This is a genomic window from Syntrophorhabdaceae bacterium (genome assembly GCA_036504895.1).
GTDB lineage: Bacteria > Desulfobacterota > Syntrophorhabdia > Syntrophorhabdales > Syntrophorhabdaceae > PNOM01.
This window is the reverse complement of the sequence record DASXUJ010000123.1, coordinates 1-22,861: the sequence shown is the minus strand read 5'-3', so window position 1 is coordinate 22,861 and position 22,861 is coordinate 1. Positions and strand designations below refer to the sequence as shown.

The following is a 22,861-nucleotide window of genomic DNA, read 5'->3' as shown; positions in this document are numbered from 1 at the left end:
CCATGGTTGAGTCACAAGAGGCACAAAAGTGTCCGCTCCATGGGCCGCGGCGGAAGCACTGCTCTTTGACAATTGAATACGGGACACTTCTCGCGCCCCCCATAGGGTAACCGAGGGTGACGCCCTTTACTTCTTCACTTTAATTGTGGCGTAGTCGCAAAACCGTGTATCCCCCTCTGAGTATCTATCCGTGATCTTCTGGGCATGGAGAGAGTATGTCATGGGAAGAGGAGAAAGGAAAGTGACAAAGTAAGGGGATTTCCCTGACTTTGCCCAGATCGTTATACTTTTTCCGAAAAGTCGACCATAGCGCGGGCTGCCCTTTTCAGAGAATCGGTTATGTCGATATAGAGATAGGACGCCTTTGGCATACAAATCCCCATTATCAATCTCTCCTGATGGATCAGTTCATACTCACCGGCCAGTCTCTTGATCTCTTCCATACTCTTCCGAATGTTCTCCTTCAGTTGAGGATCCCCGCTGATCACGTAATCCTTTGCATCCGTCAATTGGGAATACACGAGGAGCTGCAGCGAACGTAACTCCTTCAGGGCATTCGGGGTGAAAGGAATCTTCGCCTCTACCTTGATCGCCATTTTCTCCATCACGTTCTCTATAGATAGGGCAGCGACTTGAAGGGGGGTAATCATGCTCACATATCTGATTTCCGCCTCGTCTTTTTCCTTTTTCGCGATAATTGCCTCCGAAAACGCAACGCGCGACTTGAGCAGTTCTCTGAACCTGGCGATGCTTTCCTCTATCATGGCCCCTTTTTCCATGACTAAGCCTTTTCTCGCATTCTCCAGGATAGGCAGCACTTCACCAAAAGTGTCCGAAATCCGCTTGGTAAATCCTTTCTCATCCATGTCTCCCCCTATCGATTTGGCATTCTATATTCTATATAATACACGAAACAGGAAAATCAGCATTCTCCCTCTGTTCCGCCATAACCCCCGGTAAAATTTGAGTGAATTCCGCGTTTTATGTATGTCGGATTTGGCTATCCCCTCTGCCGACAGGTTCCTATTGGTATCTTATGGCCGTGGTTGAAGAGAGAGCGAGTAAGCCGGGAGCGTCCTGGATCCAGGCCCGGAGCAGGCGGAGGGGAAGTTTATCCCGGGAGTAGAAAAGGTGGGCGCCTGATGCCCTTCTACCGGATGTTCCTTTTTTCCACCTGGATAGATATTGTTGACCATATCCCGTTGGGCTTCACCAGCTGTTTGAGCTGCACGAGATAGATATGAGTTCCCGTGCAGCGTACTAGTGCTTCCGACGATGTTTGCATTACGAGTTCACAGCTTTCATGAATCACCTTGCGGTCGCCGGCGCCCACCTCGGAAAACGCTGCGTCAACAGGGTTGAGGCGCCACGGCTGGTGCCCCTTGTCCACTTCGGTTTGGAGCTCACGCTCCTTTGAAATATTAATTTCCTTCTTTATAGGATTACCGTCATGTTTGTCAAGCGGATCAGCAGCCTCGCCTGCAGAAAACGAGAAGAAGCAGAATACCATCATGCCGGCGACGGCGATGCCCAGAGGAATAAGCTTCATGGACAATTTGCGGGTTTGAGCGGTGGCGACTGCCACACATAAAAATAGGGAAAAGAGGGTTCTGATCATGGCCGGTTTATAGTCTCCTTTTTTCATTCTCACGTGAATAAACATGATTGTCAAATGGATTTTCATTCTCGGGAAGACTCAAAGAAAAGTCGTGATAAGGGCACAGTGGGGCAACTTAACGGGCAACTGCCGGCCGATGGTAGAAGTGTTTCAGTTTTTAAAACTTTCCGTTTATGTTATGGTTCAACCAGTATATACCATCACGTGGTTTGGAGGCAGATTATGTCTGTAGGTCAGCGACTTTTTACGCTCTTGATCCTCCTGGGGGTTCAATTGTGCTTTTTATGCATCCCTACCCTCCTTACGGCCGCACCGGCTCCCGTTGCGGGCCCTATCGATATCGAGGGCACGATAGTCGAGGCGACATGGATACCGGAGACAAAGATAAAGGCGATACCCCATATGACGGGTTCCGCCGGGGTTGACCGGGTGATGCCGGCACGGTTCAGGGTGACGCTGGCGGGTTATTCGGGCTTGACCGTTGATGCACTCGAAAACATGTGGTCCTTTTATGGTTGGTCGATACCACGTGATTTTAATGGTGAGGGAATGCCGGCAATGATCGTGCTTCACCTTGCCCACCCCGATAAAACCTTTTTGAAAAAGGGAATGAGAATCCTCGTCAAGGGGTATAGAATTTTCGGTGACGAAGGCGGAGATTACCCGTCATACAAGGAGTTGCACATACTATCCCGGACCCCCATAGCCGACTAAACCGGGAAAGCCTTCGTGGCGAGGCCGGAACGATACTTTGGATGTCACTCCTCTTCCCCGGAGTAGATGCACCCGGAATGGGGGCTCTCCTGGACTACTATTTTGCATAGAATTGGCAGGGAAGGTTTCAGGCGGTCCCATATCCATTTCGCCAAATGCTCGGAGGTGGGATTCTCCAGCCCCTCTATATCGTTGAGATAGCAGTGGTCGAGCTGAGCTCGAAGGGGTTCGAAGGCGGCAGCGAGATCGGCGAAATCCATTATCCAGCCAAATTGCTCGTGAATGGGTCCGCGCACGTAGATTTTGACGGTAAAAGTGTGTCCGTGGATGTTGCCGCATTTATGGCCTGCAGGGACATTGGGCAACCTGTGAGCCATGTCTAAGGTAAAGGATTTGAATATGACCATATTCTGCCTCATCGGATATCGATCAATTTATGAGTTTGCAGGCTGAGTCTCCATTGAGGGTGGTTAAGGCAATATTCAACCGCCCGGGCAGTGTGATTGTCCAGGTCCGGCCCATCTATGGGCTGGAGGAAGAAGTACTGAAACTCAAGAGACTCGAATGTTTCCGGCATGGCGTTCTTCTGCGGGAAAAGCAGCTTCAGTTCGTGGCCCGATTTCAGGGCCAGTTGGGCGTCCCCCTTTGGACTGACACATATCCAATCAATATTATCCGGAGCCGCACAAGTCCCGTTTGTCTCTATGGCTACCTCGAATCCCGATTCATGAAAGCTTCGAACCAAGGCCGAATCGAGCTGTAGTAACGGCTCTCCCCCCGTGCACACGACAAAGGGTCGCACCCGGCTCGGCCGCGTCGGGGGAAACATGGCGGCAACTGCCGCGGCGAGTTGCCCCGGGTCCCGGAAAGTGCCTCCGCCGGCTCCATCCGTCCCCACAAAGTCAGTGTCGCAGAATGAGCAGATCGACTTTCCCCGGTCGACCTCCCGGCCGGACCATAGGTTGCACCCGCTGAAACGACAGAGCACCGCGGGACGACCCGCGTGCAGTCCCTCACCCTGCAATGTATAGAAAATTTCTTTTACCCTGTATGGCATGCTCTTCAAAATCCAGGATTTTTTCGTTGTCTCGGGCGGTACTGCTTGAGGGTTCCGGACATTCCCTGTTTACTTCACTTTAGTCCAGCGGGTCATAGCCGCCTTTTTGGCGATCTTCTTTCTGTATTCCGGGTCGAGCCTCTCCGCTCGCGCCTTGCCGCCCTTCAATCCTCCCAACCTTCCCAGGGCAACGGCGGCGGCATTTTTTTCTTTCACCGGCTCTTCCGGAAGCTGAACTTCTGTGGGTTCTTTGATGGCCGGCTCTACTACGGGATCGGCAGCCTGGTTAACTTCTGTGGCTATCTTTTTTTTCGTCATGGGGTAAGTATAGCATGAGCGCTCAAGCATAGCAAGGTAAATGGAAATTGAGTCGTACCCCTTCAGTCACGATCAAAACCCCTTTAGCCGCAGATAAGCCGCAGATAAGGGTGGAGCCGACTGACTCCAAAAAGGTTGTTGACTTTTATCATAGCAAACCGGATAAAAGCAGATGAAAAGAAAATGACTGATTTGCCCGGCCGACCTTGGCCGGGCAAATACTCCCGGCCCTTCGGGCTGGAGAGTGTCCAACCGGTAGTGTCACCGGTTGGACAAAGATGCCCTTATCCGGTTTTATCTGCGGCGAAAAAAAAGGTTCGCTCTGAAACTGAAGGTCTCGCATTCAAGGCAAAAAAAATGGGGGGCCGAAGCCCCCCAAAGGATAATCTTAGTACATACCGTCCATACCGCCCATGCCGCCCATACCGCCGGGAGGCATACCGGGCATACCGCCGCCGCCCTTTTCTTTCTTCTCGGCGATCATGCAATCGGTCGTGAGGAGGAGTCCCGCGACTGAGGCTGCATTCTGCAGGGCAGTTCTCGCGACCTTCGTGGGGTCGATGATGCCTGCTTCCTGCATATCGTCAACATATACGTCTTTTGAGGCGTCAAAACCGAAACCGCCTTTGCCGTTCTTTACCTTCTCGATGATGATGGAGCCGTCGTGACCTGCATTCTGGGCAATCCATCTGATCGGGTCTTCCAGGGCCTTTTTCACGATCTTCACGCCGAACTGCCTTTCGCCTTCAAGCTGTAGCGCGTCAAGGGCAGGGAGGCATCTCAAGAATGCAACGCCGCCGCCGGGGATTATACCTTCTTCCACTGCGGCCTTTGTCGCGTTGAGTGCATCTTCCACGCGGGCTTTCTTCTCTTTCATTTCCGACTCTGTCGCGGCGCCCACATTGATCACGGCTACTCCGCCTACCAGTTTCGCGAGTCTTTCCTGAAGTTTTTCCCGATCGTAATCGGAGGTGGTCTCGTCGATTTGGGCCCTGATCTGCCTTACTCTCGCCTCGATCTCTTTCTTGTCCCCTGCGCCGTCGACGATCGTGGTGTTGTCTTTATCGATCACGACCCTCTTTGCCGAGCCCAGGTCCTTGACGGAGATGGTTTCGAGCTTGATGCCGAGCTCTTCGGAGATCAACTGGCCGCCCGTGAGGATTGCGATGTCCTCGAGCATTGCCTTTCTTCTGTCGCCGAAACCGGGCGCTTTCACGGCCGCGATCTTGAGGGTCCCTCTCAGCTTATTGACTACGAGTGTGGCCAGGGCTTCGCCTTCCACGTCTTCGGAGATGATAAGCAGGGTTCTTCCCATCTTGGCTACCTGCTCCAGGATCGGGAGAAGGTCTTTCATGCTGCTCACTTTCTTCTCATTGATGAGTATCAGGGGCTCGTCGAGGACGGCTTCCATTTTCTCGGGATTCGTGACGAAATAGGGTGAGATGTATCCCTTGTCGAACTGCATGCCCTCGACGATATCGAGAGTGGTCTCCATGCTCTTCGCTTCCTCGACGGTGATCACGCCTTCTTTGCCTACCTTGGCCATGGCCTCGGCAATGATATTGCCGATGGTATCGTCATTGTTCGCCGAGATGGTGCCTACCTGGGCGATCTCTTTCTGATCCTTCGTCGGTTTCGAGATCTTCTTGAGCTCTGCAATTACGACCTCAACCGCCTTATCGATACCCCTCTTCAGCTCCATGGGATTATTGCCTGCAGCCACGAGCTTTGCCCCTTCCCTGTAGATGGACTGGGCGAGCACGGTGGCGGTAGTGGTGCCGTCGCCGGCCACGTCGCTTGTCTTGCTTGCCACTTCTTTAAGCATCTGGGCGCCCATGTTCTCGAACTTGTCTTCGATCTCGATCTCTTTCGCCACGGTGACGCCGTCTTTTGTCACATTCGGTGAACCGAAAGATTTTTCGAGGATTACGTTTCTGCCTCTGGGTCCGAGAGTCACTTTGACTGCGTCGGCGAGTGTATTCACACCCCTTAGAAGCGCCTCACGCGCCTTCTGATCGTATAATATTTCTTTTGCCATCTTTGTTTCCTCCTTTCTAGCCTTCTACGATCGCGAGAATGTCGTCTTCTCTTACGATCAAATGTTCTTCGCCGTCAACTTTGATCTCTGTTCCGGAATATTTTCCGAAAAGGATCTTGTCTCCTGCCTTGACCTGGGGAGCGACCCGCTGGCCGTTGTCAAGGACCTTGCCGTCGCCTACTGCAACGACCAGACCTTCCTGGGGTTTTTCTTTTGCCGAGTCGGGGATGATGATGCCCCCTTTCGTCTTCGCTTCTTCCTCGATCCTCTTTATAAGAATCCGGTCCTGCAATGGTTTAACTTTCATAGTATCATGCTCCTTTCTCAAATTTTGGTTGTTAGCAATAGATATTATTGATTGCTAATAGAAGTATAAGGATAGCAATGGCTATTGTCAATGCAATATTATTTATTCATCTTTCGGGAAGAGGCGCTATGTCCTTTTAAACGTGCAACTTAGGGAGATATTTTGCAGCCCAGTCTTTCTTCGGTGACTTTCTGGCGGATTTTGCATCGTTTCAGGAGGTCTATCGTCTCCCTGTAATGTAGGCCGATGGACTCACTTGTCATCGACTTCAGTATCTCCAGGTCCCTGACCCTGACCGGATGGTCCAGGCCCAGGTAGGCCCTGTGGTCCGGGTTGATCCAAAAATAGAGATATTCGTAGGTATCCTGTGACGGGGTCGGCGATATCCTCCTGAGCATGCTACCCTGGGGGACGCTGTCATAGTGGGTATTGCCGAAACTCATGACATACCCTTCCTGGGTAAGCCATTCGGGATATCGATCGAGCAGCTCCGCGGCGAGTTGATTCTCGATCAACAGCCGCGCACCTTTCGTGGTGCTTTGGAGCCCCATTACCCTTGCAAGGGTGTCGTCCTGGGGCAGCCTTTTCTCATAATTCTCAAAAGTGAGGCGAGGCTCAAATTGAAGCTCGCCTTTCACGATGGCGCCCCTCAGGAGCAGCCCCTGGTGGATTAACCGCGCGTACACGGAATGCAGCTGCTCCAGGGCGGCATGGATATCATCGCCATAGAGGAGCAGACTATCGCTGAACATTGCGACCGTGACATGGTCGTTCCGGCGGCAATATTCCGAGAGGCTTTCGAAGGTAATATCGTAAAAGAGGTTCAGTTTATCCTTCGCCACGTTCGGATTGAGCCTGTAATAGCCGGAGATGCCCAGCAGATCCCCGTAATAGGTAAATTTCATGAATATTCATTCCCTCCTGTTGTTGCAGAAGGATATCATAGGAGTGGACGGATCGGCAAGTCGCGCGCAGGGGGTCTTGGGTAGTGCCGATGGCATATAGTCCTCAATTATGCTAACATGAACCGGAGAAAATCTATGAACAGAGACGAGACAATACGTGGTAATTGCCCGGCCGTTGAGGAGATTGCGATGGATGCTGCTGCCGTAAATGTTGTCGAGTGCGCTCATTGCGGGCAAATTCTGCAGGTCCCCGCCGGGCTCACTGCATCCACGATTACCTGCCCTGAGTGCGCCTCCCGGTGGATTCAGTTTCCCTATAAAATCCTCGATTTCGTACAGGGTACGGCGGCATGGCATGACTGGCGGAACCAGGGCCTCGGCGCCTCGGATGCGCCTGTCATCATGGGTGAAAATCCCTGGAAAAAACCGGAATGGCTGCTCAAGGCGAAACTCGGCGGCTTAAGCTTCGGCTCAAACGAAGCCATGCGTCGCGGGAACGAGCTCGAGCCGGAGGCGAGGGAGTCTTATGAGCGGGTAAGGGGAATCAAAGTCCGGCCCGTATGCCTCGTGAGCACCCGCTACGAGTGGCTGAGGACAAGCCTCGACGGACTTGCCCATGACGGCAGCACGGTGATCGAGATCAAATGCGGAAAAAGTACGTACCGCCATGCCGCGTCCAAACGTCAGGTCCCGCCCTATTATCAGGGCCAGCTTCAGCATATTCTTGCCGTCACGGGACTCGACGAGATCGATTTCTGGTGTTACATGCCGGACCGGCCGGAAGTCCATCTTTGCATAAAACGGGATGACCCTTATATAGAGAGGCTTATAGAAGCAGAAGAGAAATTCTGGCAGGAGCTCAAGAGAAGAAGAGAGCTTCAGGGGGACCCGGAACAGTCTGAATCTCAAGTTTAACCAATTTTAGAGGATTTATTTTGTTCCTTTCATGGCGGTCTTTGGTTCTTTTCCTGCTGCTTTTTTCTGTGCTTCGGGGGTTTTTTCTCCGGGAGGACTGGTCATCAATGTTTTAGGTATCGTATAAGGGAGAAGCACCAGGTCGGCAACGAGTGAGAACGGCAGATCGACACATGCGGCATGGGCGCATTCCAGGTCCGCCAGATGCATTCTGGTCCCGGAAAACACCTTATTCTTTTGATTCTCTTCCGTGAGGCTGACCAATGTCGCACATCCCGGGGCAGTGGCGGCTGTCGCACATAAAAACAGCAATAAGATAAAAGGCTTTTTCATAGCTGGTCCGTAACCACCTCTTAATTTTCCCGCGATCATGACGTGTTGTCAATCTGAAAATTAACTTTTTTTAATAAGACTTCATTCTCCCGCTTGATATACGGGCCGCCGTGATTAATGTAATAAAGGGGTCGCGGCTCATCCAGCCGCACTCCTGTAATTCCACCTTTGTAAATATGTTCTTGAAGAGACGATGGGAGTGAACTCTTGCTGAATGAGGTGAGGAATGCGAAAAACTGCTTTTTTCCTGCTTTTCTGGTTCATCACGGGAACTGCACCGGTATTTGCTCAGGAAATGATTTATCACAACGGGACCACTTTTATGACTTCCTCGGATACGTCATCCTACGCCTGGGGAGCTACCTACCTCGAAGGTCTGGGTGAGCACGCGGCGTGGAGCATTACGTACATGAACGAAGGGCACGTCTCGAACCACAAGCGCGACGGGCTTGCGCCGCAGCTCTGGGGAAGGGTCAATGTCCTTGGCAGGCGGGTATCTCTGGCCGCGGGCGCAGGGCCTTATCTTTACTATGATACGGTGCTGTCGACGACGGACACAAGCTATTCGAACGAGCACGGCGTGGGGGCCATGGCGAGCCTTTCGGCTACCCTTTACATGGGGGCACGATTTCTCCTCCAGGCCCGGGGCAACTGGATCTGGACCAAACAGAATGCCAATACCTATGTGGCGACCCTCGGAATCGGCTATCAGCTCGAGAAACCTCCTTCGCCGGGACCGCTCACGGGCGCCTCTCCCCAGGTCGATCCGAAAACTCTCAATGAGGTCACGCTCCAGGTCGGCTCCTCGGTCTTCAACGAGCGGAGCGACAGGTCCGGAGCAGCCCTGCTTGCCGAGTATCGACGCACCTTATGGCGTCACGTCGATGTAACGGTGGGATGGCTGAACGAAGATTATCCCGCATCGCGTCAAGGTCCCCTATCCCAGATATGGGCGGGGCGGAGCTTTTTTAACGACCACCTCTCTTTCGGGATCGGCGCCGGCCCTTATCTCGCCTTTGACCGAAGCGGCGACAGCACCATCACAAAATTGAATTGGGTGGTGGGCGCTACCGGCAGCCTCCGTTTTCTTTCCCATTGGGCGATACGCGCCACGTGGAACAGGGTGACCACCAGCAACAACCGCGATTCCGATATCTTCGTGGCGGGCGTCGGCTTTCGTTTTTGAGAGTTTATACCGGGAGCGAGGAAGGCGCAGTGGATTGAAAAAATAAAGAGCCCCGCCGGAACCTTTCAGGTGGGGCTCTTATACCTATTCCTGATTATTTCCAGACGCCGCAACCGATAAATATATTTTCCCCGTCCACCTTCTGTACCCAGGCCGTTTTAGCCTGCACTTTCTTGGTCGAGGGGTTCGTCCACATATAGTTTACCCAGCCGCTGCCTTTGGTCTTTGCCGTATCGATCTGTTCCTTCACGAAAGTCTTTCCCGAGGCATCCTTGACTTCCAGGTGGTTCTGACCGACGAGCTTCGGATTTCCTCCGTTGGCAAGCATAACGCCGCTGAAGTCCTGGACATGAATATACATGTCGCCTTTGGTGAACTGGCCTTTCGGGTTATTGAATTCCGCAATGGCCTTATCTTTACCGTTTGCCTTCCAGAATGCCATCGCCTTTTCGACATTGGCTTTTGCTTCCTCCTGTGTCGCAGCCTGCGAGATAAAAGCGGCACAGAAGACCAGCACCATCATCACAACCAGACCCGTAATAATTCGTTTCATAAATCCCCTCCATCTTTTATTTTTGCTGCCTTTATTTTTTATCGGTGGATTACCTGATCCCTTAAGCGAACATGATTTATAAATTATTGTTATAATAGCTTTTGCTGGATGAACAATAGTGTAGAACATCGCTGAATCGTGCGGTCGGTTCCATATGTCTTACGACGGATTTCCCGAGAGCTCGCATGAGTGCGGGAACCGATAGAGGCGGAGGCGGGACCGGTGATATGTCGAGCCCTTGTCCCGCCTCCATGTTCTCTTACGCCGGACGGTCGCCTTCGTTCTTTTTAACGACTCCCGAATCTCTTCTTTCTAATCGGTTTTATGGGGCACATCGTGCTTTTCCTTTATCCATGCCGTAGTCTGAAACGCGATCTCCTCCTTCATCTGGTAATTCCTTGCGATCTCCTCCGATTCTTCGGGGCCTATCTCTTTATGGGCCTTGATGAAGATCTCCCCTTCTTCATCCGCGATATGATGCTCCACCGAGGTGTGGAGAAGACCGATCCTGGCCAGCCATTCATTCTCGCCCACCGGTATTTTCACCATGTCGTTCAACATGGTCCTTGCCTCTTCGTGCTCCTCGTAGCCTTTCACCACCAGGTCCTTCAGCTCATCGCTTTCTTCGAGCCTCGGATAGAACAGTTGTTCCTCCCCTTCCATGTGAAGGGAGAGGTTCTCGGCCAATTCGGAGAACAGGGCGTCCCTCCCCGCCGCCGCGAACCTGATTTTTTGGAACAGCATCTTTACCTCGTTGTGCTCCTTGTTGAGGAGGCCGAAGATATCCTTCGACCGTGTCTTCATCCGGTAATACTCCGCCGGCCGAACCCGTCCGGTGCGCTCCCCGTCGGTCAGATCGAGCCTGTAGTCTTCGCCGAATTTGTCCATATGCTCTTCGATTACCTCCTCACTCGGCACCCAGTGCCCGTTTACCACGTTCTGGTATTCAAAATAACGGTCATTCTTGTCCACCTGGTCCACCGGCTTGAAATCCATCCCCACTGCCGTCAGGTTCACCTGGCTCTCCAGGATGTCCCGTACGTATTTGATGTTCGGCTCGAATACGATGGGGGCGGGCAGGCGCTTCGGGAGGAGTTCCTCCGCATCCTTCTTCGTATATTTACCCATGAGCTCCACGGCGTTCCTCAGGTGTCCGAGCTCCATATCCAGGTGGAGCTCCCATATTTTTCTGATCCTGGGGTCGAGCTCCTTTTCCATAAAGGAGTGGTAGAGGTAGCACTCGTTATACTCGTGGACGACCATCATCTCGAAGGAGTCCATCCGGGGGTCGAGGAGGCTCTCATACTGGGAGACGTGCTGCTCCTCGATCATCCCTATCTCGATATAGAGGCCCCTGCCGACGGGGTCGGTGATGCGGTTCGCCATGTTCATGTAGAAGTTCATGGTCTGCTGCTCTGCTGCGACGAGGGTGAGGATATAGAGGAGGTCCTTGGAGTCTGCCTTCTTCGGGTCGATGGGAGCCCTTATAGAATCGAAAGGGTGACGGTGCTCGACTATGGTGGGTCTTCCCGGCATTACCTCCGTGTAGTCGTGGACGAGCTTATTGGCCTGCTTTCCTTCCAGGGTCTCCATGAGGTTGGAATAGCGGTAGAGGTGGTCGAAGTCCTCGAGAAGCCCGAAGTCGAAGACCTGCTTTACGTAAGGGTCGGTGACGGTGCGGGCGAGATAGGCGGTAAGGTCTACGGCGACCTGCTCGTAGCCTATGGTATTTTCGAGGATAGACTCATTGCCGGGGATGAGCCCGCTTATTGCCTTCTGCTGCTGCTGCTCGATCCTCCTTTGAAAGGCGAGCTGTTCCTTGAGCTCGGTCCGCTTCTCCATCCGGTTGAACTCATGGAGGAAGAGCGCTGCTTCCACTTCGAGGGCGTTCATGAGGATTACACGACAGCGGGTATAGGGATCGACCTCCTCCTTGTCATAGGGGCGGCCGGCGAGCTCACTCCAGTTGCGCACCTGCTTCTCCATTGGTAAGCCTTTTTCTTTCAGGGGGTTGAACGTCATGACATTTCTCCTTTTCGTGTGGCTTAAATGCGTATTTCCACACTTAAAGGGACAATAAGTAAGGCGGAGGTGGTTGTCAATCCGCGTTCATGGCGCATCTGTATTCACGGAAAGGGCCTGTTGCGCGGACCCGCGATATCGAATATAGTATTACCGTGAAAAATAGAATGAAAGGGAGAGCGGCGCCCGCAGAACGCCTGCTGCCGGGTTCCGTGTGAATATGGCTGTGCCCGTATGAACTCAGAAAGGGTTAATTGATTTGAGAACAGACCCCGACTCCGAAATATCCTTGAGGCGCCTTCAGACCCTTACGGATTGCATTTTTGCCCTCGCGCTGATCCTGCTGGTAATTCTCATCGAAAAGCCTCCGGAAGGCATGAAGGCCACGGAAGAGAACATAAAGAGGTACATAATAGGCCAATTGGACACATTGGTCGCCTATATCATCACTTTTCTCAGTATCGCCTTCTACTGGTTTTTCAACTATAATCAGAGTAAACATTTCAGACGGTCCGATGCCGTCCACGTGTGGCTTACCCTGATCACCCTCATGCTCGTGGGTCTTCTGCCCTACTCGAACTCCCTCACCGTGGCCTTCGACCATTCCTTTTCCGTCCACATCTTCTACAGCATTATCGTTTTTGTCGTGGGCCTCTTCTTCTGCGCCGACTGGCTTTATGCCACACACCACGACCGCCTCGTCGACCGCTCCATAAAGCCGGGTACCGTGGAGGAGCTGATCGTGGAATCCCTCGTCCAGCCTGTTGCGGCCCTTCTCTCTGTGGGCGGCGCCATGATCGGCACCTTCTGGTGGCAATTACCCTTTCTCCTGGCGCCCTTCGCCATCATCACCATAAGCAGACTGTGGGCCTACAGAAGGGGAAAAGGCGTGAGTGGAGAGGGAGTTGCATAGAGACGCAGGGAATCGGTTTTTCAAATCAGGTGCTCACGCCGCCATTCGCGCGCGACAGATCGTCCTTAATTGACCCGCCCAAAGCCCCATCGGGTTCCGCCTTGTCATCCGTTGAATAGATGACTAGATTTGAACGAAAGCCGCTGACTGATGCAACCGCCGTGGAGGATTTAGCGCGGTACGGGAGAAAGGGTCGGAAACAGCGAAAAAGACGAGCTGAAAAGGCATTTCCAAGCATTCTGCTTTGAAACAGATCCGGGCGGATATCAGCCTGCTCCGATCTCCCTGATAGCCTTTTGGGGATAATGTAGTGATCCACGCTTTCTACTCGAAGTTCAATCCCGGCAAATGAAGGCGCATGAGAAGAACCGGAAGGCGCGGACCCGGCGGCCCGGCAACAAGCCAGATGCAAGGAGTGTGGAAAGCATGGGAATTTTCAGGCCTTCACAAGATATGAAGAATTTCATTCGCTTCTTAAGTTCTATGCGTGAGTACCGATGGCGGGTTGCAAGCTCGGTCGTCCTTGGCATTTTCCAGTACAATATCCCCGTCGCCTTCCCATGGATACTCAAGGACCTCATCGACCATATTTTCCTGGGAAAGCCCAGCGCGGCGGGCCTCACTTTTAACCAGCTCATGGGGGCCGCGGTGCTGCTTTTCCTGGCACTGGCGGCGATCACTTATTTCAGGACCTTAGTCACAGACCGGCTCGCCCAGCATATGACCTTCACTCTGCGGTCATCCCTTTTCCAGCACCTCCAGAGGCTGCCCATGGACTTCTTTCAGAGGTTCCAGACCGGCGCCATCTCATCCCGGCTCATTACGGACGTCAATATGGCCCAGGATGTGATCAACGTCGCCGGGGCCAATTTCCTGATGGATGTCACCACCCTTACCACCATTACGGTAGTCGTCTTCCTTATGAACTGGAAACTGGCCCTTGTCGCCTATTGCTCCCTCCCTTTATATCTGCTCATGCAGAGCGTCACCGGGAGAAGGATGCGGGATAATGCCCGGGAATCGAGGAGGCGGATGGAGCTCATCGAGGGGGACCTGCACGAAACGGTTTCCGGGATCTCGGACGTAAAAAGCTTCACCTTCGAAGAGGCTGAGTTCGGGAGATTTTGCGAGCGGTACAAGGGCTACCTCGAGGCGGTCTACAGAAACATCCGGACCCGCGGGATCTCCCTTGCCATCACCACTGCCCTGACCCGTATCCCCGCAGTGCTCGTGATCTGGGTCGGCGGCCTCATGGTGCTCGACCGAAGCCTCACGATCGGCTCTCTCATGGCCTTTTACGCGTATCTCGAGATGATTTACGGTCCCTTGACCCGCCTTAGCGAGGTAAACATCCAGATCGCCAATGCGAGGGCGGCTATGGACCGCCTGTTCCAATTGCTCGATACCAAGCCCGAGATCCAGGCGAATCCCTCGGCGAGGCTTATCGTACACGGCGGGAGGATCTCCTTTGACAATGTCGTCTTCGGCTATCGCCCGGAACAGCCGGTCATCAGAAGAGTACGCCTCGAGATCCCGTCCGGGCAAAGCATCGCCCTGGTCGGCGAGAGCGGGTCGGGGAAATCGACTATGATAAAGCTGCTGATCCGGTTCCACGACCCCTGGGAAGGGAGGATTTCTATCGACGGCCAGAACGTGTGCGAGGTGGATATCTCGTCCCTCAGGTCCCAGATCGCGGTGGTGCAACAGGACATGACCCTCTTCAGCGGCTCCGTTGAAGATAATATCCGACTGGGAAAACCGGGCGCCACGCGGCAGGACGTGATCGAGGCGATCGAGCTTGCAAACGCGGCATCCTTTATCGATGAGCTGCCGGAGGGATTGGACACCAAAATCGGTGAGAGGGGCATGAGCCTTTCCGGAGGTCAAAAACAGCGGATTGCCATCGCCCGCGCCTTTTTGAAAAACGCCCCCATACTCGTACTCGACGAATCTACGTCAAACCTCGACACCGTTTCCGAGACCTTGATCCATCAGGCCCTTAAACGGCTTATCCAGAGACGCACCACCATAATCATCGCCCATCGGGTGTCGACGGTGATGCTCGCGGACAGGGCCGCCGTATTCTGTCAGGGCGAAGTGGTCCAGCAAGGCTCGCACGAGGAGCTTCTGCAACAGGTCGAAGGCCAGTATAGCCGGCTTTACGGCGTTGGTCTTGCGAAGGAGGATATCAACGAGGCCGCGTCTGCTTTGAGCAGGCTCGGCAGATAGAGGAGCCCGAAGGATTGCTTTCACTCACCGGCCATGGGCGGTGAAGAGGTGGAAAATGAGATGGTACGGGAGGCGCGAGGCAAAAAAGGATTCCCCCCTATACCGGTTCAGAGCTTAAGGTGAGGCGATGATGGGCCCGGATGAGAACCCACTGTCGCCGTCTTCCAAAGCGGCTCCCGCAATAAACATTTTTGATTGGCAGCTTTGGAAAGGGTTCTGGGGGATCGCAAAACTCTATTGGTTCTCGGATGAAAAATGGAAGGCCCGCGGCGTCCTGGGGCTTCTTTTGGTCTTTCTCTTTGCCTTTTCAGGCATGAATATCACTCTCAACTTCGTGGGCAGGGATTTCATGACGGCCCTGGCCGAGAAGAATTTGAGCGAGTTTTACCGCAACATGACCATCTACATCGGGGTTTTCATCGTGGCCACCCCGGTGGCAGCCTTCTTCTCATATGTGATCAGAAAACTCGGAGTCAACTGGCGGCTATGGCTCACAAACTATTTCATTTCCCGGTATTTCGCCAACCGGGCTTATTACCGTATCGACCAGGAAGGCAAGATCGATAACCCCGACCAGCGAATCTCGCAGGATATTTCGTCCTTTACCCTCCAAAGCCTTGAATTCCTTTCCCTCCTCTTCTTCTCGGTGGTCCAGTTTTTTACTTTTGTAGGTATTCTGTGGTCGATTTCGACGCGTCTCGTAATCGTGCTCACCATCTATGCCACGGTAGGCACCGCCCTGACCATGCTCTTCGGCAAGAAACTGATCAACCTGAACTTCCTGCAACTGAGAAAAGAGGCCGATCTCAGGTACGGCCTCGTCCATACGAGGGATAATGCCGAATCGATCGCTTTTTATCAGGGGGAGGAGAGGGAAGCTTCCCAGGTAAGGCATCGCCTCCGCAACGCGGTGGCGAATCTGAACCTCCTCATCGGGTGGCAAAGGAATCTCGGGTTTGTGGCAAGGGCCTACGAGTATCTCATATTCGTAATCCCCTATGCGGTCATAGCCCCCCTCTACTTCAACGGACAGATAAAATTCGGCGTCATCACCCAGGCGGCAGGGGCCTTTTCCCAGGTATTGAGCGCCCTGTCGATCGTGGTCTCCCAATTCGAACAGATCGGCGCCTTTGCCGCCGGCATCGCCCGTCTCAAGGCCTTTTCCGATGCCATAGCGGGCATCAGGCGAGACGAGATCACAGGAATATTGCCTACCATCGAATCAATCGAGGAACCTCGTCTTGCCGTGGAGCATATGACCCTGAAGACGCCCAACTACGGCCATACCCTCTTTGAAGACCTTTCCCTTTCCGTTCCAACCCGCGGCAGCCTGTTGATCATGGGCGCGAGCGGTGCGGGCAAAAGCTCTTTGCTCCGGGCCCTGGCGGGATTATGGACGTCCGGAACGGGCCGGGTCATACGACCGCCGCTCGGGGACATGCTCTTCCTCCCCCAGAGCCCCTACATGATTTTGGGCTCTCTGAGGGAACAGCTCCTCTACCCGCACCTCACCCGCAAGATCAAAAAGGAAGAGCTTTCCGAGATATTGAACAGAGTGAGGCTCGAAAACCTCGCCGAAAGGGTCGGAGGGTTCGATTCCCAGATGGATTGGGGCCATCTGCTCTCCCTGGGTGAACAGCAGCGTCTCGCATTCGCGCGCCTCCTTTTGTCGGCCCCCCCTTATGCCTTTCTCGACGAGGCCACGAGCGCCCTTGACGTCCGGAATGAAACCCATCTCTACACCCTTCTCAAAAAAGCGGGGACCACCTACGTCAGCGTGGGCCACAGGCCAACCCTCATCGGCCATCACGATTATGTGCTCGAATTAAAAGGGGAAGGTCGTTGGAGGCTGGTTTCGGCTGCGGCCTTTCATCAGAGGTTGGCGGGGCATGAATAAGAATCAGGAGAGTTTCTTGACCACCGAGCCGTCCTCTATTACCGGACCTTCGAAATCGGCCCTTTTTATTTCGGGATAGAGGATACAATTGGTCCCTACCTGGACCTTATCCGGGACTTCCGCACGCCTCCCCACGAGGGTCAGACCGGAATTGAGCTGCTCGGGAAATTCGGCATTGGCCTTTCCCGCGTCACCCATACCGATAGTGCATTTCCTTCCTATGATTACGTGCTTGTCGACGATACAGCGGTACAGCCGGGCGCCCTCTTTGATGACCGTGTCATGCATGATCACGGAATCCTTTACCATTGCTCCGGGCGCAATCAGCACCCCCGGTGAGAGCACGGAATGCTCCACCCTGCCCTCGATCACGCAGCCCGGGGATATGGCCGATTCAGACACTTCGGCGCCCGAGGTGACGCATATGGGGGGCCGGTCGAAAGAGATCTCCTCGCCGATTACATTCGTTCTGGTTCTCCAGGCTTCCGGTTCGAGGGGTGAATTCGGGTCCAGGAGGTCCATGTTCGCGTCCCAATAGGCCTGGACCGTACCCACATCGCGCCAGTAATCGGTGAAAAGGTAGGCATAGACACTACCCTCTTTCATGGCATTGGGGATGATGTGGTGTCCGAAGTCTTCTTCCTTGGTCCTTTTGAGCATTTTCAGAAGGTAATCCCTGTCAAAGACATAGATCCCCATGGAGGCAAGGTTGGACCGGGCCTTCTTCGGTTTTTCCTCCCAATCGATGATCCTCGACTCGCTGTCGATAATGCCGATCCCGAAGTTCGGCGTCTCGATCCAGGGGACTTCGATCATCCCGATCGTCACCTTGGCTGCCCTCTCGCGATGGAACTCAATCAGCAACCGGTAATCCATGGCATACACATGATCTCCCGAGAGGATCAGGACGTCCTTGTAATCATTTCCGGAGCCCAGGAATTCGATGTTCTGCCTCACCGCATCGGCCGTGCCCCTGTACCAGTCCCAGTCGGTCTCGCCCGTTTTGGGGGGGAGGATCCGGATGCTCCGGGTGCGGCCCGTCAGGTCCCATGATGAGCCGTTGCCGATATGGTCCATCAGGGAAAGGGGTTTGTACTGAGTAAGGACGGCGACCCTTGTGAGCCCTGAATTGGCGATGTTGCTCAGGGTAAAATCGATGATCCGGTAGATGCCCCCGAAGGGCACCGCAGGTTTTGCCCTCCTGCTCACGAGAATATTGAGCCTGCTTCCCACGCCGCCCGCCAGAAGCATGGTGATCGTATCTCTCATGTGATTATTTCTCCCGGCCCGTACTTGACCTTATGAAAATGTTTTTGCACGACACCCGGATAGACCGTCACCCCGTGGGAGATCTTCAGTTTGGCCGGGATAGAGGCCTCCCTCCCGATAATGGTAAGCTCCTCGGGAGGGTTACCCCCGATCTCGGTTCCCTTGCCGATTACCGCGCCCGTATCGGCAATCACACCCCTCACCTGGGCGTCTCTTTCCACGGTAGCCCCGAAAAAGAGTATGGAATCTTCCACGATTGCCCCATCGGCCACCCTCGATCCGGGAAAGAGTATGGAATTCCTCACGGTCCCTCCTATATGACAGCCGGAGTAAAAAAGAGAATTATGGATCGAGGCCTCCCGGCCGACCAGGGCCGGCTGACCGTCGCGAATATTACTGTGCTCGAGGTTCGTGATAATCTGCCATGATTTGAGGTCTATCTTCGGGTGGGGCCGCACGAGCTCCATGCTGGTGTCCCAGTATTCCCGGAATGTGCGGGTATAGCCCCAGTAACCTTCATGCTTGTAGCCATACACTTTTTTCCCCTTCACCAACTCCGGTATGATATCTTTACCGAACTCATGGGACTCTCTCAAGGCGTTCGCTTCGAGGACCTTGACGAGCAGGCGCGGCTCAATCACGAAGATGGTCAGTGATGCCCATTCGTAGGGCGGCTTCTCAGGCTTTTCAACGTAGTGGAGCACCCTGCCGCCCCTCGGGTCTTCATCGCGGATATGGCCGATACCGAAGCGATTCGCGCCGTGCTCCGGAATTTTCGTAAACGCCATGGTAAGGTCGGCTTTCGTTTCAAGGTGAAAATCGATGAGCTTCCCGTAATCCATACTGTAGACGTGGTCGCCCGAAAGGATGATTACCAGCTCTGTCTTGTTCTGCTCGATAAAATGAAGGTTCTGGTACACGGCATCCGCGGTTCCGCGATACCACTTCGATTCGTGAGGGCCCTGAAAAGGGGGAAGGACGGTGGCAAACCTGTTTCTCCCTACCATATCCCACGGCATGCCGTTGGCGATGTGCTGCATGAGATGGAGGTGGCGATATTGGGAAAGAATGCCCACCTTCTCTATGCCGGAGCGGGAGAGGTTGCTCATGGCAAAGTCGATGACGCGATAAAGGCCGCCGAAGGGCATCACGGATTTTGGTCTGAAAAAGGTGAGCACCCCCAGGTCGTCCACCCTGCCGCCTGCGAGGATAAGCGCCAGTACGTCTTTCATCTTTAGATCCTTTCCTCCCGAAGCTCCGGGTTACTTACATAAATGTACGACAGTCCATATGAATATTCCAGACTGCAGTCCCTGGGAATATTGAATTTAAAAAAGGGATTGTATTTAGCTCTTGCCGTCGAAGATGCCGTCGATGAAGGGATTTTGGAGGGGCTGGTGGAGCCACCTCATTTCCCACGAGGTGACGCTTTTGGCCTTGGCGTCATAGGTATAATCCAGGTGGACGGCGGCTTTGGCTCCGGGGGTAACCGCGGTGAGGACGACTTTATGTTTCTTGGAATCCGTCTCGTTAAGGACCATCACGGCAAAGGCGTTCTCTGCCAACGCCTTTTCCTTGATTCTCCGTATGAGCACCTCCCTTTGCTGTCCGTCCCGCGTCACGAGGTTAGCCACCTTCATATTGCCGTCCTCATGGGCAAAAAAGACCATGGTTTCGATCTTACCCTTTGAAGCAAGCTCGGTTTTCACCCTTTCGGCAGCCTTTTCAATGGCATTTTTGAACGCCTCATTTACAGGGGGAGGAGAGGCCTTGGCTTTCGGCGCGACGCGCTGTGCTGCAGGCGCGGGAGCGCCCTGGACAGAACCTGGTGCGGAAACCGGCGCTTCCTGCGGGGTTCCATCGGTGGGGCGAGGTTTTCTTCTTCTCTTTCTGAACATTTTTCTATTATAACCTATAACATAAGGTTATAAGGTAAAAAAAATGAACCAGTCAGGGTCAAAATAAGAATAAATTTCCCCGATAGGCCATCCCGAGGCCCCCTTGCGCCGCACGTAAAGGCATAATGGCATTTCTTTAAAAACAACAATGATCATAAATTCCTATAATATCAGGGTATTATCATTTGGAGCCTCCGAAGACGCGATTCCCGTTGATTCCTTACCTCCCTCATTGATATAATTCCTTTTAATGGATAAGAAAGAGACGTGGGAGAGACTCCTTCAGATCGGAGTGGTCGAAGGTCCCATGATCAAGGGAAGATGGGACCTCACAGGAGCCCATCTTACATGGGCGTACCTGCGGGAAGCGGACCTCGCGGGCGTCTGCCTTGACGGCGCGTTTCTCAGGGGGGCCGATCTTACGGGGGCCGATCTCAGGGGGGCCGATCTCGCGGAAGCCCGTCTCACCGGTGCGAACCTCAAGGGCGCCAATCTCGTGGGCGTCGGCCTTGTGGGGGCCCACGTAGGAGGTCTCGATCTCAGGGACGCCAACCTCAGCGGCGCACGGCTCTCGGGACTTAACCTTACGAGCGCAAACATATCAGGGGGCCATCTCGCCTGGGCCGACCTTCATGATGCGAACCTGAGGGGGCTCGATTTCAGCGCCATCGATCTCACCGGGGCCAATCTTGCGGGTGCAAATCTGCATGGAGCCAACCTTCGGGAGGTTTCTTTGCGGTTTGCCGATCTCACCGGGACCGGACTGGGCAGCGCAGACCTCGGGAATGCTAATTTAAGCGGCCTCGACCTCAGCGCCTGCGATCTGGGCGAAGCAAAATTGAAGGGCGCCGACCTCCATGAGGCCAACCTCCGTGGGATCGATCTTAAGGGTTGCGATCTCAGGGGTTGCGATCTCAGGGGTTGCGATCTCAGCTCCTTCAATCTCACTGAAATCAATCTTACCGGGGCGGACCTTACGGGTGCCGATTTGAGCGGGGCGGACCTTACCGGGGCGGACCTGAGCCATTGTCGTCTCATACACGTGAACCTCACGGGGGCGAGGCTCAAAGACTGCCTGATCCATGGGATTATCGTGGCCGACGTGATCCTTGAGGACGCCTGGCAATCGAATCTTATCATTGCTCCAAAGGGTCGGCCCATAGTTGCCGTGGATGATCTCGAGGCCGCCGAACTCCTCAGCCTCTTTCTTTATCGTCCCCGGGCGAGGAGGATGGTTGATGCGGTTTTTTCGAACGTGGTGCTTATCCTGGGGAAATTCACGAGGGAACGGCGGATGATCGCCCATGCCCTCCGGAGAGAGCTGGGGGGACTGAATTATACCCCCGTGCTCGTGGACCTCGAGGGACGGGAGAATTACGACCTTAAAGAAACCGTCTCCCTCCTGGCCCGCATGTCCCGGTTCGTAGTCGGAGACATTACGGAGACCGGGGGTATCCCCATCGAGCTGGCAGACGTCCTGCCGTACCTGTCAACCGTGCCGGTCCAGCTGATTTCACAGGGATCTTCGAGGGAGGGCCGTCCTTTCGAGTCGCCGAAAAAATTTCCCTGGGTTTTACCTCTTTTCAGCTACACGGACAGCCGGCATGCCGTCGCCTCTTTACGGGAAAGCGTGATCCTGCCGGCCGAAGCACGGAGGGGGACGCAGGGGAAGGACGAAGTCTCTCGTGAAAAGGGGGAAGGAGTACCCGCAGAAGAAGGCCCGCCTGAAGAGAAGGCATTCACTTCACTATAGGGGCTGTTTTGTTTTAAGGTTACGATATAGGATATTAACGGCCTGATATGCATCCCTGGCTGCCTGGGGGCCGGTGAATTCGAATACGGTATATCTGCGCCTTCCCGGTTCAGGGGTCCAGTCAATCAGCAGATGGTAGGGATGCTTCATCCTTTTTCTCATGCCCACGAGCGAGCTGAGTCCCAGGCTTACCATTCGCATAATCGGCAGATGCTGCAGGATCTTGTCTCCTTCCTTTACCCCGACCCTGTTGACCGAGTCCCGGGGGATCTGGCCCAGCTCCTCTCCGTCCTGACATACAAAGACAAAATAGGAGTCCGTGATAAGGCATTCCACTTTCAGCAGGGATTGGCGGACCCTGTCGAGTCCCCCGATATAGGTACCCACGGAGAACATCTGGGCCGGTTTGAGCTGTTCCGCCAGGTCCCTTTTTTTCAGCCGGCCGTTGTTCACCCAAAAAATACCGTAAAGTATGAGCACCACGAGAAGGACCCAGAAATAGCCGAATCCAACCACGTAAAGGGTGAGGGTGATCACCACGGTGAGTGCAACCCTCTGGAAGACAAGGGCGGCTTCCCGTTCGACGGGGTCCGTCTTCCGACTGAAAAAAGACCGCCACTTCCCGGTCGAAGGAGGTCCGGTGTCCGCCCCGGCCCGTGGGGCCCCATGGACCTTCTGCTCCATGGTCTTCTCCATTTCCGCTAACAGGTCATCCGCCCGTTTTTTTACGTTATAACCCTTTTCTTCTTCCCTGGTGGTCAAAACAGAGCCTTCAGATCGTCATTCTTTAGGAGGCGTTTCAATCTCACGAAATAGTAGTATGAATAAGAGACAATGGCAACAGCAAAATGCGGAGGGCAAGAGCCATCCCGGGCCCGGATCGCCTCCCCGTTCCCGGCGTTGACGACCCGTGTGACGTTATTGTCGATTATCTTT

The 22,861-nt window shown here is 54.0% G+C and carries 22 protein-coding genes; 7 read left to right on the top strand and 15 right to left on the bottom strand.

Going from position 1 to position 22,861, the window contains the following annotated elements:
- Positions 1-281: 281 nt before the first annotated feature.
- Complete coding sequence (locus VGJ94_17625; GenBank protein HEY3278440.1) at positions 282-866, bottom strand: hypothetical protein; 585 nt, start codon at positions 864-866, stop codon at positions 282-284.
- Positions 867-1,150: 284 nt separating this feature from the next.
- Positions 1,151-1,618 carry a hypothetical protein gene (locus VGJ94_17620; protein ID HEY3278439.1) on the bottom strand — a complete coding sequence of 156 codons (468 nt, stop codon included), beginning with the start codon at positions 1,616-1,618 and terminating at the stop codon, positions 1,151-1,153.
- 222 nt (positions 1,619-1,840) lie between these two features.
- On the opposite strand from VGJ94_17620, the gene VGJ94_17615 reads away from it, so the two are divergent.
- A complete protein-coding gene (locus tag VGJ94_17615) occupies positions 1,841-2,332 on the top strand; it encodes a hypothetical protein (GenBank protein ID HEY3278438.1) in 492 nt (163 codons plus the stop codon).
- 44 nt (positions 2,333-2,376) lie between these two features.
- Here VGJ94_17615 and queD read toward each other — a convergent pair whose 3' ends face one another.
- From queD to VGJ94_17585, 6 genes are all read right to left on the bottom strand, one after another.
- Positions 2,377-2,739 carry a 6-carboxytetrahydropterin synthase QueD gene (gene queD, locus VGJ94_17610; GenBank protein ID HEY3278437.1) on the bottom strand — a complete coding sequence of 121 codons (363 nt, stop codon included), beginning with the start codon at positions 2,737-2,739 and terminating at the stop codon, positions 2,377-2,379.
- Between the two features lie 8 nt (positions 2,740-2,747).
- A complete protein-coding gene (gene queE, locus VGJ94_17605) occupies positions 2,748-3,389 on the bottom strand; it encodes a 7-carboxy-7-deazaguanine synthase (GenBank protein ID HEY3278436.1) in 642 nt (213 codons plus the stop codon).
- 69 nt (positions 3,390-3,458) lie between these two features.
- Positions 3,459-3,707: a hypothetical protein gene (locus tag VGJ94_17600; GenBank protein HEY3278435.1), complete on the bottom strand. Its 249-nt coding sequence runs from the start codon at positions 3,705-3,707 to the stop codon at positions 3,459-3,461.
- Positions 3,708-4,095: 388 nt separating this feature from the next.
- Positions 4,096-5,745, bottom strand: a complete 1,650-nt coding sequence (groL, locus tag VGJ94_17595) for a chaperonin GroEL (GenBank protein HEY3278434.1) — start codon at positions 5,743-5,745, stop codon at positions 4,096-4,098.
- Positions 5,746-5,761: 16 nt separating this feature from the next.
- Positions 5,762-6,052 (bottom strand): co-chaperone GroES, encoded by a 291-nt coding sequence (gene groES / locus VGJ94_17590; GenBank protein HEY3278433.1) that lies wholly within the window; start codon positions 6,050-6,052, stop codon positions 5,762-5,764.
- A 149-nt stretch (positions 6,053-6,201) separates the two neighbouring features.
- Complete coding sequence (locus VGJ94_17585; GenBank protein ID HEY3278432.1) at positions 6,202-6,957, bottom strand: hypothetical protein; 756 nt, start codon at positions 6,955-6,957, stop codon at positions 6,202-6,204.
- 135 nt (positions 6,958-7,092) lie between these two features.
- On the opposite strand from VGJ94_17585, the gene VGJ94_17580 reads away from it, so the two are divergent.
- Positions 7,093-7,872: a YqaJ viral recombinase family protein gene (locus VGJ94_17580; protein ID HEY3278431.1), complete on the top strand. Its 780-nt coding sequence runs from the start codon at positions 7,093-7,095 to the stop codon at positions 7,870-7,872.
- 15 nt (positions 7,873-7,887) lie between these two features.
- Here VGJ94_17580 and VGJ94_17575 read toward each other — a convergent pair whose 3' ends face one another.
- Complete coding sequence (locus VGJ94_17575) at positions 7,888-8,205, bottom strand: YceK/YidQ family lipoprotein (protein ID HEY3278430.1); 318 nt, start codon at positions 8,203-8,205, stop codon at positions 7,888-7,890.
- A gap of 226 nt (positions 8,206-8,431) precedes the next feature.
- Here VGJ94_17575 and VGJ94_17570 point away from each other — a divergent pair, with 226 nt between their 5' ends.
- On the top strand, positions 8,432-9,391 hold the full coding sequence (locus tag VGJ94_17570) for a hypothetical protein (protein HEY3278429.1): 960 nt from the start codon (positions 8,432-8,434) through the stop codon (positions 9,389-9,391).
- A gap of 94 nt (positions 9,392-9,485) precedes the next feature.
- Here the strand turns inward: VGJ94_17570 and VGJ94_17565 are convergent, their stop codons facing one another.
- Together VGJ94_17565 and VGJ94_17560 are read right to left on the bottom strand one after the other, a co-directional pair.
- Positions 9,486-9,944 (bottom strand): cache domain-containing protein, encoded by a 459-nt coding sequence (locus tag VGJ94_17565; protein HEY3278428.1) that lies wholly within the window; start codon positions 9,942-9,944, stop codon positions 9,486-9,488.
- 312 nt (positions 9,945-10,256) lie between these two features.
- Positions 10,257-11,966: a hemerythrin domain-containing protein gene (locus VGJ94_17560; GenBank protein ID HEY3278427.1), complete on the bottom strand. Its 1,710-nt coding sequence runs from the start codon at positions 11,964-11,966 to the stop codon at positions 10,257-10,259.
- A gap of 259 nt (positions 11,967-12,225) precedes the next feature.
- Here VGJ94_17560 and VGJ94_17555 point away from each other — a divergent pair, with 259 nt between their 5' ends.
- From VGJ94_17555 to VGJ94_17545, 3 genes are all read left to right on the top strand, one after another.
- Positions 12,226-12,879 carry a TMEM175 family protein gene (locus VGJ94_17555; GenBank protein HEY3278426.1) on the top strand — a complete coding sequence of 218 codons (654 nt, stop codon included), beginning with the start codon at positions 12,226-12,228 and terminating at the stop codon, positions 12,877-12,879.
- Positions 12,880-13,305: 426 nt separating this feature from the next.
- Entirely contained in the window at positions 13,306-15,108 is a 1,803-nt protein-coding gene (locus tag VGJ94_17550) for an ABC transporter ATP-binding protein (protein HEY3278425.1), read from the top strand.
- Positions 15,109-15,235: 127 nt separating this feature from the next.
- Positions 15,236-17,005: an ABC transporter ATP-binding protein/permease gene (locus VGJ94_17545; GenBank protein ID HEY3278424.1), complete on the top strand. Its 1,770-nt coding sequence runs from the start codon at positions 15,236-15,238 to the stop codon at positions 17,003-17,005.
- Between the two features lie 3 nt (positions 17,006-17,008).
- Here the strand turns inward: VGJ94_17545 and VGJ94_17540 are convergent, their stop codons facing one another.
- The 3 genes from VGJ94_17540 to VGJ94_17530 form a co-directional block, all read right to left on the bottom strand.
- The gene (locus VGJ94_17540; protein HEY3278423.1) at positions 17,009-18,274 is read right to left on the bottom strand and encodes a sugar phosphate nucleotidyltransferase; all 1,266 of its coding nucleotides are present in this window, start codon (positions 18,272-18,274) and stop codon (positions 17,009-17,011) included.
- Positions 18,271-19,506 (bottom strand): glucose-1-phosphate adenylyltransferase family protein, encoded by a 1,236-nt coding sequence (locus VGJ94_17535; protein HEY3278422.1) that lies wholly within the window; start codon positions 19,504-19,506, stop codon positions 18,271-18,273. The genes VGJ94_17540 and VGJ94_17535 overlap by 4 nt, the downstream gene beginning before the upstream one ends.
- Positions 19,507-19,620: 114 nt before the next feature.
- Complete coding sequence (locus VGJ94_17530; GenBank protein HEY3278421.1) at positions 19,621-20,172, bottom strand: hypothetical protein; 552 nt, start codon at positions 20,170-20,172, stop codon at positions 19,621-19,623.
- A gap of 250 nt (positions 20,173-20,422) precedes the next feature.
- Here VGJ94_17530 and VGJ94_17525 point away from each other — a divergent pair, with 250 nt between their 5' ends.
- Complete coding sequence (locus VGJ94_17525; GenBank protein ID HEY3278420.1) at positions 20,423-21,925, top strand: pentapeptide repeat-containing protein; 1,503 nt, start codon at positions 20,423-20,425, stop codon at positions 21,923-21,925.
- On the opposite strand, the gene VGJ94_17520 is transcribed toward VGJ94_17525, so the two are convergent.
- Positions 21,920-22,687: a hypothetical protein gene (locus VGJ94_17520; protein ID HEY3278419.1), complete on the bottom strand. Its 768-nt coding sequence runs from the start codon at positions 22,685-22,687 to the stop codon at positions 21,920-21,922. The genes VGJ94_17525 and VGJ94_17520 overlap by 6 nt on opposite strands.
- Positions 22,688-22,861 lie beyond the last annotated feature (174 nt).